Below are 16,764 nucleotides of genomic sequence, written 5' to 3' on the forward strand. Positions count from 1 at the left end.
GAAAATTAGACACTAGGAAGTGGTACATAAATCCAAACGTCTATTGAGTATGTCAATTGATAGCGCCATAAAACAGGTTTATAAAAAGCTTTTCGTTTTTGGAACAAACAGAAGCCCAATAATGGTAAACACTGTTAAAGTCAGCATTAATTTAATTGTACATACCCCCTCATATTGATAAGAGTCCATCACTAATTCGGCACTAGTAACGAGCAACTTGCGCTGAAGTTATGGCAATCATTATGAGATCATCACATAAACTAACAAAATTAGTTAATTAATCAATCGATGAATGATGATAGACGATATTATATACACTACCGTGTATGATTGAAAGTAAGATCATGTTAATTACCCTACAGGGGGCGAATCAATTTTTTAGTTAACACTATATTTTCTCAATGTATTATTAAAGAGTTAATGGTATAGAAACGCAAAAATTTGCTGGTTCATTCAATGATTATATAAGTGTCGAAGTTATACCTAAGGATAAACTTGATGAAGTGTTATATAGAACACCAAATTATATATCTTGGCAACAACAAGTGATGAGTTTGCTAAACTGATTTGATTAATATTTATAGAATAAAAAAACCTCATATTGAAGTGACCCCCAGTAATTGGTTGTCCAACTATTGGGGGTCACTTCATTTTTTTTATTTGGTTAGGTTCTTATTTTTCTAATTTCATTCTATTATTTAAATCTTCATAAATAATTGAAACACCGTTATCAAATGCAGATGACACTGAAACATCAGATAATTTGAAGATAGTTTCTTTTCCTGCTAACAGTGTATAAGTCGATACAGTCATTGGCTTATCGTTTAGATATGATGCATGAGCAACAATATCAACATTTTCGCTAGTATCATTTTTGAGTTTTATTGTTACTGATGGCTGTATTTTAGACATTCCAGACTTACTGACTTTGTCAATTTTAGTTTTTAAGGTTGGTGACATTTTTAACACCATACCTCCACCAAAATCGGCATTAGCTAATTGGATATCACCAGTTAATTCTTTACCACCAACAGTGATAGGAATTTCAAATAATGCTTTTGAATCCATTTTTTCTCTATAACATTCAATATATTTGGCATCACCAAATACTTCGGTTATCCCCTTTTTAGCTTCGATTAAGCTGGATGATTCATTACGAGAATCTTTATAATCAGCACACGCGGTCACTTCTACAATTAATTTTGATGAAATAGTTTTCACTGTTTCACTATTTATATCACTTAAATTTACGGTTGGAGTCAATTCGACTTTACAGCCAGTTAATAACACCACCGACATTATAGAGATAAGTACTTTTTTCATGTATTAATTCCTTTTATTAAAACAATCTCATTAAGGTAATTGAATTAGATTTAATTGCTAATAATTAAAGTTAAAATTATAACTAAAATATATAACGATATATTACATAATAATGATTCCAATCAAATAGGCAAATAACCACTTTTTTGGTAATAATTGTGTAATCAGTATTTAATTATATGATAGTTATAAAAATAATATTATTAATTGAAAAATATGCAAATCAAAACTATTCACCAACTTCAATTAATTCTGTTGAAATAATAAAAATTAGAATGTAATAATAAGGATTATCTACTGAGGATATTGCGAAGGTGATTGTTCAATTGAATCAAGTTTACAAAATTTTAAATACTAAATATCAACGGACGTTTACCTTAATAAAGAATATAAATCGTATATTTAATATTTCATTTAAAAATTTAATTAAATAATTTGTATTATAGTAACGTTGGGCGTAATCAATAACTGATAATAAGTCTGAAAACGCCCTTATAATCAAAATTTTTAACAATTACAAATTAATATGATCAATGTATCCTTTCACAATATCGACACTATTGGTGAATAATTTTTTTTCGTTGTCATTAAAATCAAGTTCAATAACTTTCTTAATACCATGTTGATCTAAGATTGCCGGTACGCCTATTGCTAAATCTTTATAACCATACTCACCATCTAATACACAACTAAGTGCTAATGCTCGGTGACTATTGGTAAAAATATGTTGGCAGATCTCTGCAATAGTGCTAGCTATACCATATTCAGTACAATGCTTATATTTGACAATTTCAAAGCCTTTGTTTTTAGCTTTTAGTCCAATATCATTAAAATCGATTTTTTTACTTTCTAAATCATTGAGATTGATACCATAAACCGATGAGTGTGACCAAACTGGAAACTGCGAATCACCATGTTCGCCAACAATAAATGCATCAATACTTTGTGGACCAATATCCATCTGTTCTCCCAATAGGCGTCGTAAACGCACGGTATCAAGCCAAACACCAGTACCAATAACTCTATGACGAGGTAAACCAGATAACTTCCAAACTTGATAAGTAATCGCATCACACGGATTAGTAGCAATTAAAAATATTCCTTTAAAGCCACTTTTCATCATACTAGGAATAAGATTAGACATAATTTTAGAAGTACCAGTAAGTTCTTCAGCTCTACTTTTTTGCGCTAATCCGGAGGTAACAGTAATAACGGCAATATCAATATCTGCACAGTCCGTCGATTCACGCAAACTGACTTTAATCATATTTTGTCGATAGGCGGCAGCATCTAACAAATCCTGACCATGACCGTAAGCTAAATCCTTATTAAGATCAACCAGTGCAATTTCTTCACAAAATCCACGATTGACCAATGTATAAGCTGTAGTTGAACCAACATTACCTACACCAATAATCATCACTTTACGTAGTTTCATGTTTAACCTCGTTAGTTTTTTAAGTTGTAATTGAACTTTATTGTCAGATATTACAATTATCACTAAGTTTAACACTACATTAGCTATCAATCTAATAGATGTATCTATCTACGCTTTTTTTGTATCTTTATTTAACATTAATCGAATTAGTTATAAAAATAATTTGACTTTCATTAATTAAGTGATAATAATTCTCATTAGCATTTAAATATTATAGTTTTGTTATTAGGAGTTTATTTAGAAAAGGATTTCATTCATTTCTAACTAATTTTATCTATAACTTATTTTTATATTTCAATCTAGCTTGAAAAGGTAGTATTTAATAAGGATTCGCTAATGAAATTTAATTTTTTTAAAAGCCGCAGAACATTATTAAACATGATATTAACATCATTGTTAGTTTTAACTGGCTTAGCTAATTCAGCATCGGCTGATGAAAAGAAATTTAAAGTGGTTACCACATTTACCGTCATTCAAGATATTGCCCAAAACGTTGCCGGTGATGCTGCAATTGTTGAATCCATTACTAAGGTAGGAGCCGAAATTCATGAATACGATCCTACCCCAAAAGATATTACTAAAGCTCTTTCTGCTGATTTAGTGCTTTGGAATGGTTTAAACTTGGAACTTTGGTTTAAACGTTTTTTTGAGGATATTAAAGATGTACCTTCAGTTGTAGTTACAGAAGGAATCGATCCAATGCCAATTCAAGAAGGCAGTTATAAAGGTAACCCAAATCCACATGCTTGGATGTCACCAACCTTAGCTTTAACCTATATTGAAAATATTCGAACCGCTTTTGTTAAATATGATCCTAAAAATGCCGAAATCTATAATAAGAATGCCGCAGATTATGTAGCTAAAATTAAAGCGCTAGATGCCCCACTTCGTGAGCGTTTAGCAAAAATTCCAGAATCACAACGTTGGTTAGTGACTAGTGAAGGGGCATTCAGTTATTTAGCGCGTGATTATAATCTTAAAGAAGCTTACTTATGGCCAATTAATGCCGAGCAACAAGGCACGCCCAAACAAGTTAAAAGCCTTATTGATCTAGTTCGAGCGAATAATATTCCGGTCTTATTTAGTGAAAGCACCATTTCAGATAAACCAGCTAAACAAGTCAGTAAAGAAACCGGTGCTAAATACGGTGGTGTGTTATATGTTGATTCGCTTTCAACTCAAGATGGCCCAGTACCAACTTATATTGATTTGTTAAAAGTGACTGTTGAAACAATCGCTAAAGGATTTGAAAAATAATGACTCAAATTTGCTTAAATGTTGATGATATTACCGTGACTTATAATAACGGTCACACCGCAATTCATGATGCAAGCTTTCGCTTAAATGGTGGCACAATCTGTGCGCTGGTTGGCGTTAATGGTAGTGGTAAATCAACACTATTTAAAAGCATTATGGGCATGATAAAACCAACTAAAGGACAAGTGACTTTTAATAATATTTCGGTAAAACAAGCATTGAAGCAAAATATTATTGCCTATGTTCCACAAACTGAGGAAGTCGATTGGGATTTTCCGGTTTTAGTTTCTGATGTGGTGATGATGGGACGTTATGGTCATATGTCTTTTTTACGAATACCGAGTAAAGAAGACAAGAGACAGGTCGATTTAGCACTAGACCGAGTCAATATGTTGGATTTTAAACACCGCCAGATTGGTCAGCTTTCTGGTGGTCAAAAAAAACGTGTTTTTTTAGCAAGAGCTTTGGCTCAGCAAGGTAAGGTATTGTTGTTAGACGAGCCATTTACTGGCGTTGATGTTAAAACAGAAAATGCCATTATCGATCTGCTTAAAGATCTTCGTGATGAAGGCCATTTAATTTTGGTTTCTACCCACAATTTAGGTAGTGTCCCTGAATTTTGTGATCAAGTGGTGTTAATTAACCAAACCGTATTAGCTTTTGGCGAAACAAAAACCACCTTTACACCACAAAATTTGATGACAACTTTTGGTGGTGCTCTACGTTATTTAAGCTTATCAGGTGAACAATTGCATGAGGATGAAGATCCTCGCAAGATGTCGATTTTAACTGATGACGAACGTGCTGCTGTATTTTACGGTGAAGGTATTGATAGTTCATCTCATCAGGATTTATTAGTCGAACCAACGATAATTGAACCTAAAGGGCAAAACTAAATGGAACTACTTCTAGAACCTTTTACCTATGGCTTTATGTTAAAAGCTATTTGGGTAAGTAGTATAGTTGGCGCCGCTTGTGCATTTTTATCGGCGTTTTTGATGTTAAAAGGCTGGTCTTTAATGGGTGATGCTCTTTCCCACTCTGTAGTACCAGGTGTGGCTGGTGCCTATGCGATCGGCTATCCTTATTCGGTTGGGGCGTTTTTTACAGGATTGTTGGCTGCCTTATCAATAATCATTGTCCGTGCTTTTACTCGTTTAAAAGAAGATGCAATTATAGGTTTTATCTTTTCAACCTTTTTTGCTATTGGCCTTTTAATCATCTCATTAAATCCAACCTCAATTAATGCCCAAACCATTATTTTTGGGAATATTTTGGGAATTGATGATAGTGATATGAGACAAGTGCAAATCATAATTCTGGTTTCATTTATTTTATTACTCTTATTCTGGAAAGATCTGTTAGTGGTGTTTTTTGATGAAACACATGCACGCTCTATTGGTTTAAAACCTTTACCATTAAAGATTTTATTCTTCACTATTTTAAGTGCTTGTACGGTTGCAGCTCTGCAAACTGTGGGAGCAATATTAGTCATTGCGATGGTGGTAACGCCAGGAGCAACCGCTTACTTACTCACGAATAGGTTTACAAGGTTATTAATTATTTCAGTGGTTATTGGTGCATCAACTAGTGCAATTGGCGCTTGGATAAGTTATTTTTTAAATGGTGAAACCGGTGGCGTAATTGTGACACTGCAAACCTTAATCTTTTTGACTGCTTTCTTCTTTGCGCCAAGACAAGGATTGATTTCAAACCGTCGTCGAATTAAGCAAGCAAGACGTATTAAAGGGGGAGCAGTATGACTATATTATGGGAGCTTATTTATCATCCCCTAACAATTCCTTTTGTTCAACGTGCTATTCTGGCCGCCTTAGCTACGGGGATTGTTTGTGCTTTGCTGTCATGTTTTTTAGTATTAAAAGGCTGGTCATTAATGGGGGATGCTATTTCTCATGCAGTATTACCTGGTATTGTACTCGCTTATTTAATTGGAATCCCCCTAATGATAGGTGCGTTTGCTTCAGGATTATTTTGTTCTGTCGCCACCGGTTATATTAAGGAAAACAGTCGAATTAAAGAAGATACCGTGATGGGTATTGTTTTTTCGGGAATGTTTGCTTTTGGCTTGGTGTTATTTTCTAAAGTAGAAACATCCCAACATTTAAACCATATTCTATTTGGTAGCGTATTAGGTACTAGTTATCAAGAATTAATACAGATTATTACTATTGCGGGCATTGTTTCGGTTATAGTGATTGTTAAGCGCCGCGATTTAATGTTGTACTGCTTTGATGCCGTACAAGCCAAAGTGGTTGGTTTACCAGTTAAATTATTGCATTACGGTTTATTAAGTATTTTGGCGCTAACCATTGTTGGATCACTTAAAGCGGCAGGTGTTATCTTAGTTATTGCAATGCTAATTGCCCCAGGTATTACTGCATTTTTGTTAACCAAACGTTTTGAAAAGATGTTAGTGATTGCGGTGATTGTATCAGCTTTTTCGACGGTAACCGGTACATTAATCAGTTTTCATCTAGATGCCTCAACCAGTGCTTGTATTGTGATTTTACAGGCGTTTATCTTTGTTATGGCTCAGTTTTATCGAGTCTATGCTAACCATAAGATAAAACGTTAATTGAGCTAGTGTAAATGTTATGTTTTTTCACATTTACACTAGTTATTTAGTTGAGTTTATTATTCATCATCTAAATATTTACCGGCATCAGCATAATTATCAAATCTTGAAAATTGACCTTGGAATTTTAATCTCACTTTACCTATTGGACCATTACGCTGTTTACCTAAGATGATTTCGGCAATACCTTTATGTTCCGACGCTTCATTATAGACTTCATCACGATAGATAAACATAATCACGTCAGCATCTTGTTCAATAGAGCCTGATTCACGTAAGTCAGAGTTAACAGGTCGTTTATCGGCGCGTTGCTCTAAGCTACGGTTAAGCTGCGAAAGTGCAACAACTGGGATTTGCAATTCTTTTGCTAAGGCTTTTAATGAGCGTGAAATTTCGGCGATCTCAAGTGTTCGGTTTTCAGAAATATTAGGTACACGCATAAGCTGTAAATAATCGACCATGATCATACTTAATCCTTTATGTTCACGATAGATTCGTCGTGCCCGTGAACGCAACTCCATCGGTGTTAATCCTGAGGAGTCATCGATATAGATATTTTTCTTCTCAAGCAGTAAGCCCATAGTGCTCGATATTCTAGCCCAGTCATCATCTTGTAGTTGACCTGTCCGAATACGAGTTTGGTCGACACGTGATAGAGATGCTAACATACGCATCATAATTTGCTCTGACGGCATCTCAAGACTAAAAATAAGAACTGGTTTTTCTTGCATCATAGCGGCATTTTCACAGAGATTCATGGCAAATGTCGTTTTACCCATTGATGGACGAGCCGCAATAATGATTAAATCTGAACGTTGTAAACCTGCTGTTTTCTTGTCTAGGTCAAGGAAGCCTGTCGATACTCCAGTCACCCCATCATGTGGGCGCTGGAATAGCTCTTCAATTTTTGCTACCGTAGCTTCAAGCACATCGGTAATATTTTTAGGCCCTTCACCTTGCTTGGTACGACTTTCGGCAATTTGGAAAATTTTGCTTTCAGCTAAGTCTAAAATTTCCGTACTATCTCGACCTTCAGTTGAGTAACAGTTGTCGGCTATTTCATTTGAAGCACTAATCAATTCACGCAATATAGCTTGTTGACGAATAATATCGGTATACGCAACCACATTAATCGCACTAGGAGTATTTTTAGAAAGTTCAGCTAAATACGCAAATCCACCAACATCGATCAGTAAATCCTTACTTTCTAAACTTTCAGAAAGTGTAATTAAATCAATCGGAGTACCACGACTGACTAAGGTATGCATTTCTGAAAATATTAATTGATGATGACGAGAATAAAAATCACGGTCAGTAATCATTTCTGCGACAACATCCCAACGTTGATTATCCAACATTAGGCTACCAAGCACAGCTTGTTCTGCCTCAATAGAATGAGGAGGCAACTTTATATTTTGCAAATTTGATTTTTTTGCGTCTTGATTTTTCAGTTCTTTATTCGAACTTGTTTCATCATTTTTCATTGCATTCATCTTTGTATTTTTAAATTCATTTAACCTATAACTAATTAGCTTACTGTATAAATAATGGGCCTAAAGCGCAATTAGGAAGTTGATATTCTAATGGATAATCCACCTGAACTAAATATAATCCTTCAGGTTTTGCCGTTGCTGCTGCTTGGGTACGATCTTTTGCCGCTAATAAAGCTTCGATCCATTGCGGTGGTTGATTGCCTGCGCCAACCTCTAGCAAACTCCCGACAATATTACGCACCATATGGTGAACAAAGGCATTGGCTTTAATATCGACAATAACATATTCGCCCTGTCTTGTAACTGCAATATGATGAATATTACGCCAAGGTGTCCGTGATTGACACTGCGCCGCTCTAAACGATGAAAAGTCATTTTCACCTAATAAATATTGTGCTGCTTGATGCATGAGTTGTTCATTTAATGGCAGATAATAGTGTGATACCCCTTTAGCTAAAATAGCCGGACGATAACGGTGGTTATAAATCACATATCGATAACGGCGAGCTGTTGCGCTAAATCTAGCATGAAAACTATCATCAACACTTTTTGCCCAGCGTACAGCGATATTGTCAGGAAGATGGGAATTGACACCCATTGTCCATGCTCCTTCAGCACGCTGAGCAGTGGTTTCAAAATGAATGACTTGCCCTGTTGCATGAACTCCGGCATCAGTTCTCCCAGCGCAAAATACCGCGATAGGTTCATTAGCGATTACTGACAAAGCCGATTCTAATCTTTGTTGTACTGAATCAACATGTTGTTGACGTTGCCAACCAAAATAACCGCTACCATCATATTCGATACCTAAGGCAATCTTACAGGTAGTCATTAATTAAGATCTCTAACGTCTCGATTAACATTAAACCACCTAAATAACGGACATTATCCGCCACTGACCAAAATTGGATTTGCTCATAATTACCATAGCTGTGTCGTAAATTAGCGAGTTTGATCGTCAGATTACTTTCAGCATCAGTATTTACTTCGGTTACCGGTGTTGGTAAATCTTCACTTTTTACTTCAACGCCAAATTCATCAAAACGAGCCATATCTAATTCAATTGGTAAACTGCTTGAAACATTAACCGCTTGAGCCAATCCATAAAATACCGGAACAATAACTGATTCAATAGAGATAGGTAAATCATAATTGCTTATCACTTTACGGATTTGATTAATTTGTGAGTGTTCACCTAAACTTAGGTGGTCAGACTCATGGGAAACAGGTAATAAGTTAAAAGCAAGTTGATTGTCAAACAATTGATTATCAACAGGCATACCATTTAGTAACCGAGCACTTTGCCCAGCAAGTTCGTCAACACCGGGTTTGCCATATAGTGATGATGGAATAAAGCTACTTACGTGTAGATTAGTTAACAACTGGATATCAGCTAATGACGCCACGCAGCGCAATAATTGAGATACCGTTGGGCTAGCTACAGCAATGATGTTTTCATTGCGATATTCGGTTAGTACACTGTTATTTACTTTCGGTACAATTAATGGAATATGATCTTGATCAGCAAAAAAGCCACTAGCATCGATAACAATACAACCTGCTTGTGCGGCTGTTTGAGCATATTTTTCGCTGGTTTTACTGCCGGCAACAAAAAAAGCAAAATGGCATTGGCTCCAATCCATCTGCTCACTATCAATTACCGTTAAATTTTTACCCGCAAAGCGCACAACTTCACCGGCGCTGTTGTCGCTACCGACTAAATAGAGATTTTCAATTTCAATAGTTTTTGAGTTATTTAATAACTCAATTAGCGCAGAACCCACTTGTCCTGTCGCACCAACAATGGCAATATTCCATGCAGACATATGATAAACCCGAATTAAAAAATTTAGTGGCAATTATACCACTATATTGCCAAATATTTCGCAAAAAGATGTTTTCTAACTTTGGAATCTTGCTCGAAAAAATAGATATTAGCTAATTACAATTTCGCTGTTCTTCGTTAAAGTAATTATATCTCTTGTTCGGTTTCAGTAAGAATTATGGCAAAAATTACATTATCAGCGATTGCGAAAAAAGCTAAGGTCTCAGTGGCATCTGTATCTAGAGTACTAAGAACACCTAATATGACATCGTCACAAACCCAATCTGTTGTTTATCAAGCAATGAAAGCCTTAAATGTTGATCTGTCAGAAAACTTGAAAGACTACCAACTAGATCATACCAGTAATAGAATATTAATTATTGATAATCAACTCATTTCAAAAAGTTTAATCAATTACGGTATTGAACAAGCTTTATATGCAGTCAAATTACAATTTTGCTATCTACAATTTTCTTACCAAGACGATAGTGATATTTATCATTTGGTTCATTACATTACTCAAAATCGCTTTATTGGTATTTTAATAATTAATCAAGCACCTTATTTAGAGAATCTATATAGTTATAAAAAATCATTACCGCCAATGGTATTTGTAAATCATTACAAACATAATTTTTCTTGTGTCTATTTTGATCATCTCACAATTGGTTTTAAAACAACGCAACAGTTAATTAAAAAAGGTAACCAACGGATCGCTATTTTTGTTAATAGCGATAAAAGTATTAACTCATCTTTTTTCCTCCAAGGTTATCAACAATCCTTTCAACGATATAATTTACCAATTGATTCCGACTATATCATTCAAGGCTGTTTAACTTATGAACATGGACGAGATGCAATTAAAACCTTATTAAATAGTAATAAACCACCAACAGCTATTATTTTTGAAGATTTAAGCAGTTTGTCCTTCTTCGATTCAGATAGCTATCATGCACAAAATTATTTATCTTGTTATCGTTCTCTATTTGGAGCCTTACATCAAGTCAATAAAAGCCAATCAAATCAGTTAAAATCAATGTCAATTGCTTATATTAGCCATAGCAATGAATATCAATATAATGATTTGGATAAATTGAATAGAATTAACAAACCACTCTATGAAATGGGCAATAAATCAGTACACTTACTTTGTGATTTACTTAAACAAAATATGACATCGTTAGCACGATGCCATATTATTGAAACTAAAGCTTTTTTTATTAACTAATCTTCTGTTAATGAAAGGTAATAAAAAAAATTAAGAAGTTGAAATCAATCTTTTAGGTGACAATTTATCCAATAGTTGAATACCAGCACCAATAAATTGTTGATCTTGATATATTCTAACTAAAGTTTCTACTGCTACACTGTCAGCTAATTTAATTGTTCTACCTAATAAGATATCGCTACCTTGGCTATCATTCAATTGCACTTTCGGGCTATCTTGTAATGGACTATCTACCGGCATGAGTAATTGTGTTTTATCAGTAATATTTTGTAATTCATCCAAGCTAATCATTTTATCGATTGGATAATTTGACACTTGCAAACGTCTTAAATAAATCACATGAGCTCCACAACCTAGTAACTCACCTAAATCATCAATGATAGTACGGATATAAGTCCCTTTTGAACAATGGATCTCTAACGTTAATTCCTGTTTAGCCGAATCGTATTGAATAAACTGGTTTTCGTAAACCGTGATCGGTCTGGCTTCTCGCTCAATGACAATACCTTGACGAGCATATTCATAAAGCGGCTTACCTTGATATTTTAAAGCCGAAAACATGGTTGGAACTTGTAAAATATCACCGCGAAAATGAGTTAATGCTTGCTCTATTTGAAGTTGAGTAACATCAACAGGTTTAGTACAGATTATTTGTCCATCAGCATCAGATGTGTCTGTGCGCTCACCCAATTTAGCAATTACTCGATAACGCTTGTCAGAATCTAATAAGTATTGTGAAAATTTAGTTGCTTCGCCAAAACAAATCGGTAGCATTCCGGTTGCTAAAGGATCGAGAGCACCAGTATGACCTGCCTTTTTAGCATTAAATAGTCTTTTCACTTTTTGTAAGGCATCATTTGATGTCATGCCTTGTGGTTTGTCTAATAACAAAACGCCGTGAACATCACGGCGAATTTTCTTTATATTCATCATAGATATTTAAATTGAAACGGATAACACTCCTCAATATTTTTTACAAAAATTGAGTGCTTTTAATTATTAATCTTTATGACGTTCGTTGTCTTGCTTAATCACATCAGAGACTAAACTAGACATCTGCATACCTTTGACAAGCGATTCATCATAAAAGAATTTAATTTCAGGAATAATTCGTAAACGCATGGCTTTACCGATCAACGTTCGAATATATCCTTTTGCATCATTTAAGACATTCAATCCTTGTTCAATAACTTGTGGATCATCATCATTTAAAAAAGTGACAAATACTTTGGCATAAGAGAGATCACGTGAAATATCTACACCAGAAACAGTCACCATGCCTAAGCGTGGATCTTTGATTTCACGCTGTAAAATAATCGCAATCTCTTTTTGTAATTCATGTCCAACTCGAGATGATCGATTAAATGCTTTTGCCATATCTATTTTCCTTAAAATGTGAATAAGCAAGGTTAAAACCTTGCTTATAACATGTTAACGTATTAATTAAATAGTACGTTTGATTTCGACAGTTTCAAAGACTTCGATAGTATCACCTACACGAACATCGTTATAGTTACGAACACCAATACCACATTCCATACCGTTACGAACTTCGTTAACGTCATCTTTGAAGCGACGTAGTGATTCAAGTTCGCCTTCATAGATAACCACGTTATCACGCAATACACGAATTGGATTATGACGTTTAACTACACCTTCAGTTACCATACAACCAGCGATTGCACCAAATTTAGGTGATTTAAATACATCACGTACTTCAGCAAGGCCAATAATTTCTTGCTTATATTCTGGGGCAAGCATACCGCTCATTGCTTGTTTAACTTCATCAATTAGGTCATAAATAACCGAATAGTAACGGAGATCTAAGTTTTCTGCTTCGACAACTTTACGCGCAGATGCATCAGCACGAACGTTAAAACCTAAAATGATTGCATTAGATGCTGCAGCAAGTGATGCGTCAGTTTCAGTAATACCACCTACACCTGAACCAATGATTTTAACTTTAACTTCATCAGTAGATAGTTTAAGTAATGAATCAGAAATTGCTTCAACAGAACCTTGTACGTCAGCTTTAAGGACAATATTAAGTTCAGATACATCACCTTCCGTCATGTTAGTAAACATGTTTTCAAGTTTAGCTTTCTGTTGACGAGCTAGTTTAACATCACGGAATTTACCTTGACGATATAGGGCTACTTCACGAGCTTTCTTTTCATCACGAACAACTGTCGCTTCATCACCGGCTGACGGTACACCAGAAAGACCTAAAATCTCTACCGGAATTGAAGGACCGGCTTCGGTCACTTCTTTACCTAATTCGTTACGCATCGCACGAATACGGCCATATTCGAAACCACACAGTACAATATCGCCTTTACGTAAAGTACCTGATTGAACCAACACAGTTGCCACTGAACCACGACCTTTATCAAGGAATGACTCAATAACAACACCGCTTGCCATTCCAGTTTCGTAGGCAGTTAATTCAAGTACTTCAGCTTGTAATAAGATCGCTTCAAGTAGTTGGTCGATACCTGTACCTGCTTTAGCTGAAACATGAACAAACTGAGTATCACCACCCCAATCTTCTGACATAACGCCATATTGAGCCAGTTCACCTTTCACGCGCTCAGGATCGGCTTCTGGTTTATCAATCTTATTTACAGCAACAACGATTGGCACATTCGCAGCTTTAGCATGCTGAATAGCTTCAATTGTTTGTGGCATTACACCATCATCAGCAGCAACAACAAGTACCACGATATCCGTTGCTTTAGCACCACGAGCACGCATTGAAGTAAATGCAGCATGGCCAGGAGTATCTAAGAAAGTGATTTCACCACTTGAGGTTTTAACATGGTAAGCACCAATATGCTGAGTAATACCACCGGCTTCACCTGAAGCAACTTTCGCTTTACGAATATAGTCAAGAAGTGATGTTTTACCATGGTCAACGTGTCCCATGATAGTCACAACTGGAGCGCGTGATACTTTTTCAGCACCTGTATCACGGTCGCTCATTAGTGATTCTTCAAGTTCGTTTTCACGACGAAGTACCACTTTGTGTCCCATTTCTTCAGCTACCAATTGTGCTGTTTCTTGGTCAATAACCTGATTAATAGTTGCCATTGCCCCCATTTTCATCATGGTTTTGATAACTTCTGAGCCTTTTACAGCCATTTTGTTGGCTAGCTCGGCAACAGTGATGGTTTCACCAATAATTACATCTCGGTTAACAGCCTGAACTGGTTTGTTAAAACCTTGTTGTAAAGTACTTTTGCCTTTTTTCTTGTGGTTACCACGAGTTACAGCTCGAGCTTCTTCACGTTCAGCTTTACCTTCAGATAATTTGCTAGCTTTTTTCTGTTTAGTCTGTTTAGTACCACGACCACGACCTCGACCACCTTCGACTTCACGATCGGTATCATCTTCAGCCGCACGAGCATATTTAGAGGTAGTTACGTGATAATCTTCATCATCACTGTTATTATTGGTTTCTTCTGTTTCGTTATATTGTTCAGCAAGTTTGCGCGCTTCTTCCGCCATACGTTTAGCTTCTTCTTCAAGTTTACGGCGGTTTTCTTCTTCAGCTTTACGTTTAATTTCGTTAGCTTCAGCTTCTAAACGTGCTTTTTCTTCCTGTGCTTTTTTCACTTTTGGATCAGCTGCTTGTTCTTGAGCAGCTTTAGCTTTTTGTTCTTGACTACGCTTTTTAGCTTCTGCTTCTTCACGTTTCTTTTGTTCTTCAGCAGCTAATTTTGCCTTTTCTTCGACTTTTTTACGCGCTTTTAACTCAGCTTCTTGTTTGGCTTTTTGTTCCGCTTCAAGACGTGCTTTTTCTAACTCAGCGGGATCTTGTTTAACAATAGTTCGTTTTTTACGAACTTCAACTTTGATTTCTTTACTCTTACCTCCACCGCTAGACACATTCAATGTTGAATGTGTTTTACGTTGTAGCGTTAATTTTGTTGGGCCTTGCTGAGGATTTAAATGCGCAAGCAAAGCTTCTTTTTCCTTTTGGGTAACAGAATCCGATGCAGTTTTTTTAATACCAGCATCAGCAAACTGTTGCAAAAGCGTTTCCACTGGAGTTTTTATCTCTTGAGCCAGTGTTTCGATTGATACTTTGGTCATGTATTACTTTCCCTCAATTATTCATTTGCAAACCAACAAATATTACGGGCAGCCATAATAAAATCGCCAGCTTGTGTGCTTGTTAAGCCTTCAATATCCGCAAGATCATCTGTACCTTGTTCAGCTAAATCTTCTAAAGTTACTACATCTCGTTGTGCTAATTGATAGGCTAATTCTTGTGTCATACCTGGTAGTTCTAATAAATCTTGAGCAGGTCGTTTATCACCACTATGCGCAAGAGCAATAGTTGTTAATGCATCTTTTGCTCGATTTCTTAATGCTTCAACCAGCTCTTCATCAAGTTCATCAATTTCTAATAACTCTTCAACTGGTACATAAGCTAGTTCTTCTAATGAAGTAAAACCTTCTTCAACTAAAAGCTGGGCAAGATCTTCTTCAATATCTAAATGTTTCATTAGATTATTAATTGCTGCAAAAGATTCAGCTTGATGTTTTTCTTGCAAATCTTCTGTGCTCATGACATTTAACGTCCAACCAGTAAGTTGTGATGCTAAACGAATATTTTGTCCGTTACGACCAATAGCTTGTGGTAATGTTTCAGCATTAACTGCGACATCCATAGTGTGTTTATCTTCATCAACCACGATTGACACAACATCGGCTGGCGCCATAGCATTGATAACATATTGTGCAGGATTATCATCCCAAAGAACGATATCGATACGCTCACCACCAAATTCATTTGAAACCGCTTGAACACGTGCGCCTCGCATACCAACACAAGCACCAACAGGATCAATACGACGGTCATTACTGCTAACCGCAATTTTAGCACGGGAACCAGGATCACGAGATACACCTTTAATGTCTATCATCTCTTCACCGATTTCCGGCACTTCAATGCGGAATAACTCTTCCATCATTTGTGGATTTGAACGACTAACACAAAGTTGTGCTGGTTTATTATCTTGTTCAACAAGATATAAAATACCACGTACACGATCACCAATTCGGAAATTTTCACGAGGTAACATATCATGGCGAGACATCATTGCATCAGCGTTATTACCTAAATCAAGGATAACACTATCACGATTGGTCTTTTTAACAATACCAGTCACGATATCACCGATACGGTTTCTAAACATGTCAATTACCATTGCACGCTCAGCTTCACGTACTTTTTGCACAATAACTTGTTTAGCGGTTTGGGTTGTAATACGGTCAAACGCGACTGACTCAATTTGTTCTTCTACATAATCACCTAATTTTACATCAGGATCTTCAAACTGTGCTGCTTCAAGGGTTATTTCTTTAGTGGGTTGAGTGACTTCATTCACTACTAACCAACGACGAAACGTATCATAATCGCCAGTTTTATGATCGATTTTTACAATAACATCGATATCAACAGTATGTTTCTTTTTAGTGGCTGTCGCTAATGCGGTTTCTAACGCTTCGAAAATCTTATCTCGGGTAAGAGCTTTTTCATTAGATACTGCTTCAACAACAGCTAAAATTTCTTTATTCATCCTTTACACCTGTACT

General features: G+C 35.9%; 15 protein-coding genes. 6 read left to right on the forward strand and 9 right to left on the reverse strand.

Translation table 11 applies throughout. From position 1 onward, the window contains the following. Positions 1–425 precede the first annotated feature (425 nt). Entirely contained in the window at positions 426–566 is a 141-nt protein-coding gene (locus tag H3T56_RS11805) for a CbrC family protein (protein ID WP_199283300.1), read from the forward strand. A 106-nt stretch (positions 567–672) separates the two neighbouring features. On the opposite strand, the gene H3T56_RS10425 is transcribed toward H3T56_RS11805, so the two are convergent. After that, entirely contained in the window at positions 673–1,323 is a 651-nt protein-coding gene (locus H3T56_RS10425) for a hypothetical protein (RefSeq protein ID WP_086361308.1), read from the reverse strand. Between the two features lie 514 nt (positions 1,324–1,837). After that, complete coding sequence (locus H3T56_RS10430; RefSeq protein WP_065578437.1) at positions 1,838–2,761, reverse strand: L-lactate dehydrogenase; 924 nt, start codon at positions 2,759–2,761, stop codon at positions 1,838–1,840. 378 nt (positions 2,762–3,139) lie between these two features. Here H3T56_RS10430 and H3T56_RS10435 point away from each other — a divergent pair, with 378 nt between their 5' ends. The 4 genes from H3T56_RS10435 to H3T56_RS10450 are packed head-to-tail and all read left to right on the forward strand — an operon-like array spanning position 3,140 to position 6,614. Beyond that, positions 3,140–4,018 (forward strand): metal ABC transporter substrate-binding protein, encoded by an 879-nt coding sequence (locus H3T56_RS10435; RefSeq protein ID WP_370545550.1) that lies wholly within the window; start codon positions 3,140–3,142, stop codon positions 4,016–4,018. Continuing rightward, positions 4,018–4,914, forward strand: coding sequence for a manganese/iron ABC transporter ATP-binding protein (locus tag H3T56_RS10440; RefSeq protein ID WP_198192935.1), 897 nt, complete (start codon positions 4,018–4,020; stop codon positions 4,912–4,914). Before H3T56_RS10435 ends, H3T56_RS10440 begins: the two co-directional genes overlap by 1 nt. Then, the gene (locus H3T56_RS10445; RefSeq protein WP_198192936.1) at positions 4,915–5,781 is read left to right on the forward strand and encodes a metal ABC transporter permease; all 867 of its coding nucleotides are present in this window, start codon (positions 4,915–4,917) and stop codon (positions 5,779–5,781) included. Further along, complete coding sequence (locus H3T56_RS10450; protein ID WP_065578441.1) at positions 5,778–6,614, forward strand: metal ABC transporter permease; 837 nt, start codon at positions 5,778–5,780, stop codon at positions 6,612–6,614. The genes H3T56_RS10445 and H3T56_RS10450 overlap by 4 nt, the downstream gene beginning before the upstream one ends. Before the next feature lie 59 nt (positions 6,615–6,673). On the opposite strand, the gene dnaB is transcribed toward H3T56_RS10450, so the two are convergent. Genes dnaB through H3T56_RS10465 form a run of 3 tightly spaced genes read right to left on the reverse strand, consistent with a single transcriptional unit; the run spans position 6,674 to position 9,933 of the window. After that, entirely contained in the window at positions 6,674–8,098 is a 1,425-nt protein-coding gene (dnaB, locus tag H3T56_RS10455; RefSeq protein WP_232347777.1) for a replicative DNA helicase, read from the reverse strand. Positions 8,099–8,147: 49 nt separating this feature from the next. Further along, positions 8,148–8,939: a tRNA pseudouridine(38-40) synthase TruA gene (gene truA / locus H3T56_RS10460; RefSeq protein ID WP_086360516.1), complete on the reverse strand. Its 792-nt coding sequence runs from the start codon at positions 8,937–8,939 to the stop codon at positions 8,148–8,150. Further along, positions 8,926–9,933 carry an aspartate-semialdehyde dehydrogenase gene (locus tag H3T56_RS10465; protein WP_086356795.1) on the reverse strand — a complete coding sequence of 336 codons (1,008 nt, stop codon included), beginning with the start codon at positions 9,931–9,933 and terminating at the stop codon, positions 8,926–8,928. Before H3T56_RS10465 ends, truA begins: the two co-directional genes overlap by 14 nt. Before the next feature lie 177 nt (positions 9,934–10,110). On the opposite strand from H3T56_RS10465, the gene H3T56_RS10470 reads away from it, so the two are divergent. Then, positions 10,111–11,160, forward strand: coding sequence for a LacI family DNA-binding transcriptional regulator (locus H3T56_RS10470; RefSeq protein WP_198192940.1), 1,050 nt, complete (start codon positions 10,111–10,113; stop codon positions 11,158–11,160). Positions 11,161–11,190: 30 nt separating this feature from the next. On the opposite strand, the gene truB is transcribed toward H3T56_RS10470, so the two are convergent. The 4 genes from truB to nusA form a co-directional block, all read right to left on the reverse strand. After that, complete coding sequence (gene truB / locus H3T56_RS10475) at positions 11,191–12,093, reverse strand: tRNA pseudouridine(55) synthase TruB (protein WP_065578446.1); 903 nt, start codon at positions 12,091–12,093, stop codon at positions 11,191–11,193. Between the two features lie 66 nt (positions 12,094–12,159). Beyond that, positions 12,160–12,537: a 30S ribosome-binding factor RbfA gene (gene rbfA, locus H3T56_RS10480; protein ID WP_034882735.1), complete on the reverse strand. Its 378-nt coding sequence runs from the start codon at positions 12,535–12,537 to the stop codon at positions 12,160–12,162. 66 nt (positions 12,538–12,603) lie between these two features. Beyond that, complete coding sequence (gene infB, locus H3T56_RS10485) at positions 12,604–15,255, reverse strand: translation initiation factor IF-2 (protein ID WP_198192942.1); 2,652 nt, start codon at positions 15,253–15,255, stop codon at positions 12,604–12,606. Positions 15,256–15,272: 17 nt separating this feature from the next. Then, positions 15,273–16,748 carry a transcription termination factor NusA gene (gene nusA, locus H3T56_RS10490; protein ID WP_198192943.1) on the reverse strand — a complete coding sequence of 492 codons (1,476 nt, stop codon included), beginning with the start codon at positions 16,746–16,748 and terminating at the stop codon, positions 15,273–15,275. Between the last annotated feature and the right edge of the window lie 16 nt (positions 16,749–16,764).

This window comes from Gilliamella sp. W8123, from assembly GCF_016101085.1.
Classification (GTDB): Bacteria; Pseudomonadota; Gammaproteobacteria; order Enterobacterales; family Orbaceae; genus Gilliamella; species Gilliamella apis.

Bases quoted from the DNA above. Each gene is read 5' to 3' on its own strand.
- H3T56_RS10465 (WP_086356795.1), bottom strand. From the start codon at position 9,933: ATGTCTGCATGGAATATTGCCATTGTTGGTGCGACAGGACAAGTGGGT.
- H3T56_RS10470 (WP_198192940.1), top strand. From the start codon at position 10,111: ATGGCAAAAATTACATTATCAGCGATTGCGAAAAAAGCTAAGGTCTCA.
- truB (WP_065578446.1), bottom strand. From the start codon at position 12,093: ATGATGAATATAAAGAAAATTCGCCGTGATGTTCACGGCGTTTTGTTA.
- truA (WP_086360516.1), bottom strand. From the start codon at position 8,939: ATGACTACCTGTAAGATTGCCTTAGGTATCGAATATGATGGTAGCGGT.
- H3T56_RS10435 (WP_370545550.1), top strand. From the start codon at position 3,140: ATGATATTAACATCATTGTTAGTTTTAACTGGCTTAGCTAATTCAGCA.
- H3T56_RS10440 (WP_198192935.1), top strand. From the start codon at position 4,018: ATGACTCAAATTTGCTTAAATGTTGATGATATTACCGTGACTTATAAT.
- H3T56_RS10450 (WP_065578441.1), top strand. From the start codon at position 5,778: ATGACTATATTATGGGAGCTTATTTATCATCCCCTAACAATTCCTTTT.
- rbfA (WP_034882735.1), bottom strand. From the start codon at position 12,537: ATGGCAAAAGCATTTAATCGATCATCTCGAGTTGGACATGAATTACAA.
- dnaB (WP_232347777.1), bottom strand. From the start codon at position 8,098: ATGAAAAATGATGAAACAAGTTCGAATAAAGAACTGAAAAATCAAGAC.
- H3T56_RS10430 (WP_065578437.1), bottom strand. From the start codon at position 2,761: ATGAAACTACGTAAAGTGATGATTATTGGTGTAGGTAATGTTGGTTCA.
- H3T56_RS10445 (WP_198192936.1), top strand. From the start codon at position 4,915: ATGGAACTACTTCTAGAACCTTTTACCTATGGCTTTATGTTAAAAGCT.
- nusA (WP_198192943.1), bottom strand. From the start codon at position 16,748: ATGAATAAAGAAATTTTAGCTGTTGTTGAAGCAGTATCTAATGAAAAA.
- infB (WP_198192942.1), bottom strand. From the start codon at position 15,255: ATGACCAAAGTATCAATCGAAACACTGGCTCAAGAGATAAAAACTCCA.
- H3T56_RS10425 (WP_086361308.1), bottom strand. From the start codon at position 1,323: ATGAAAAAAGTACTTATCTCTATAATGTCGGTGGTGTTATTAACTGGC.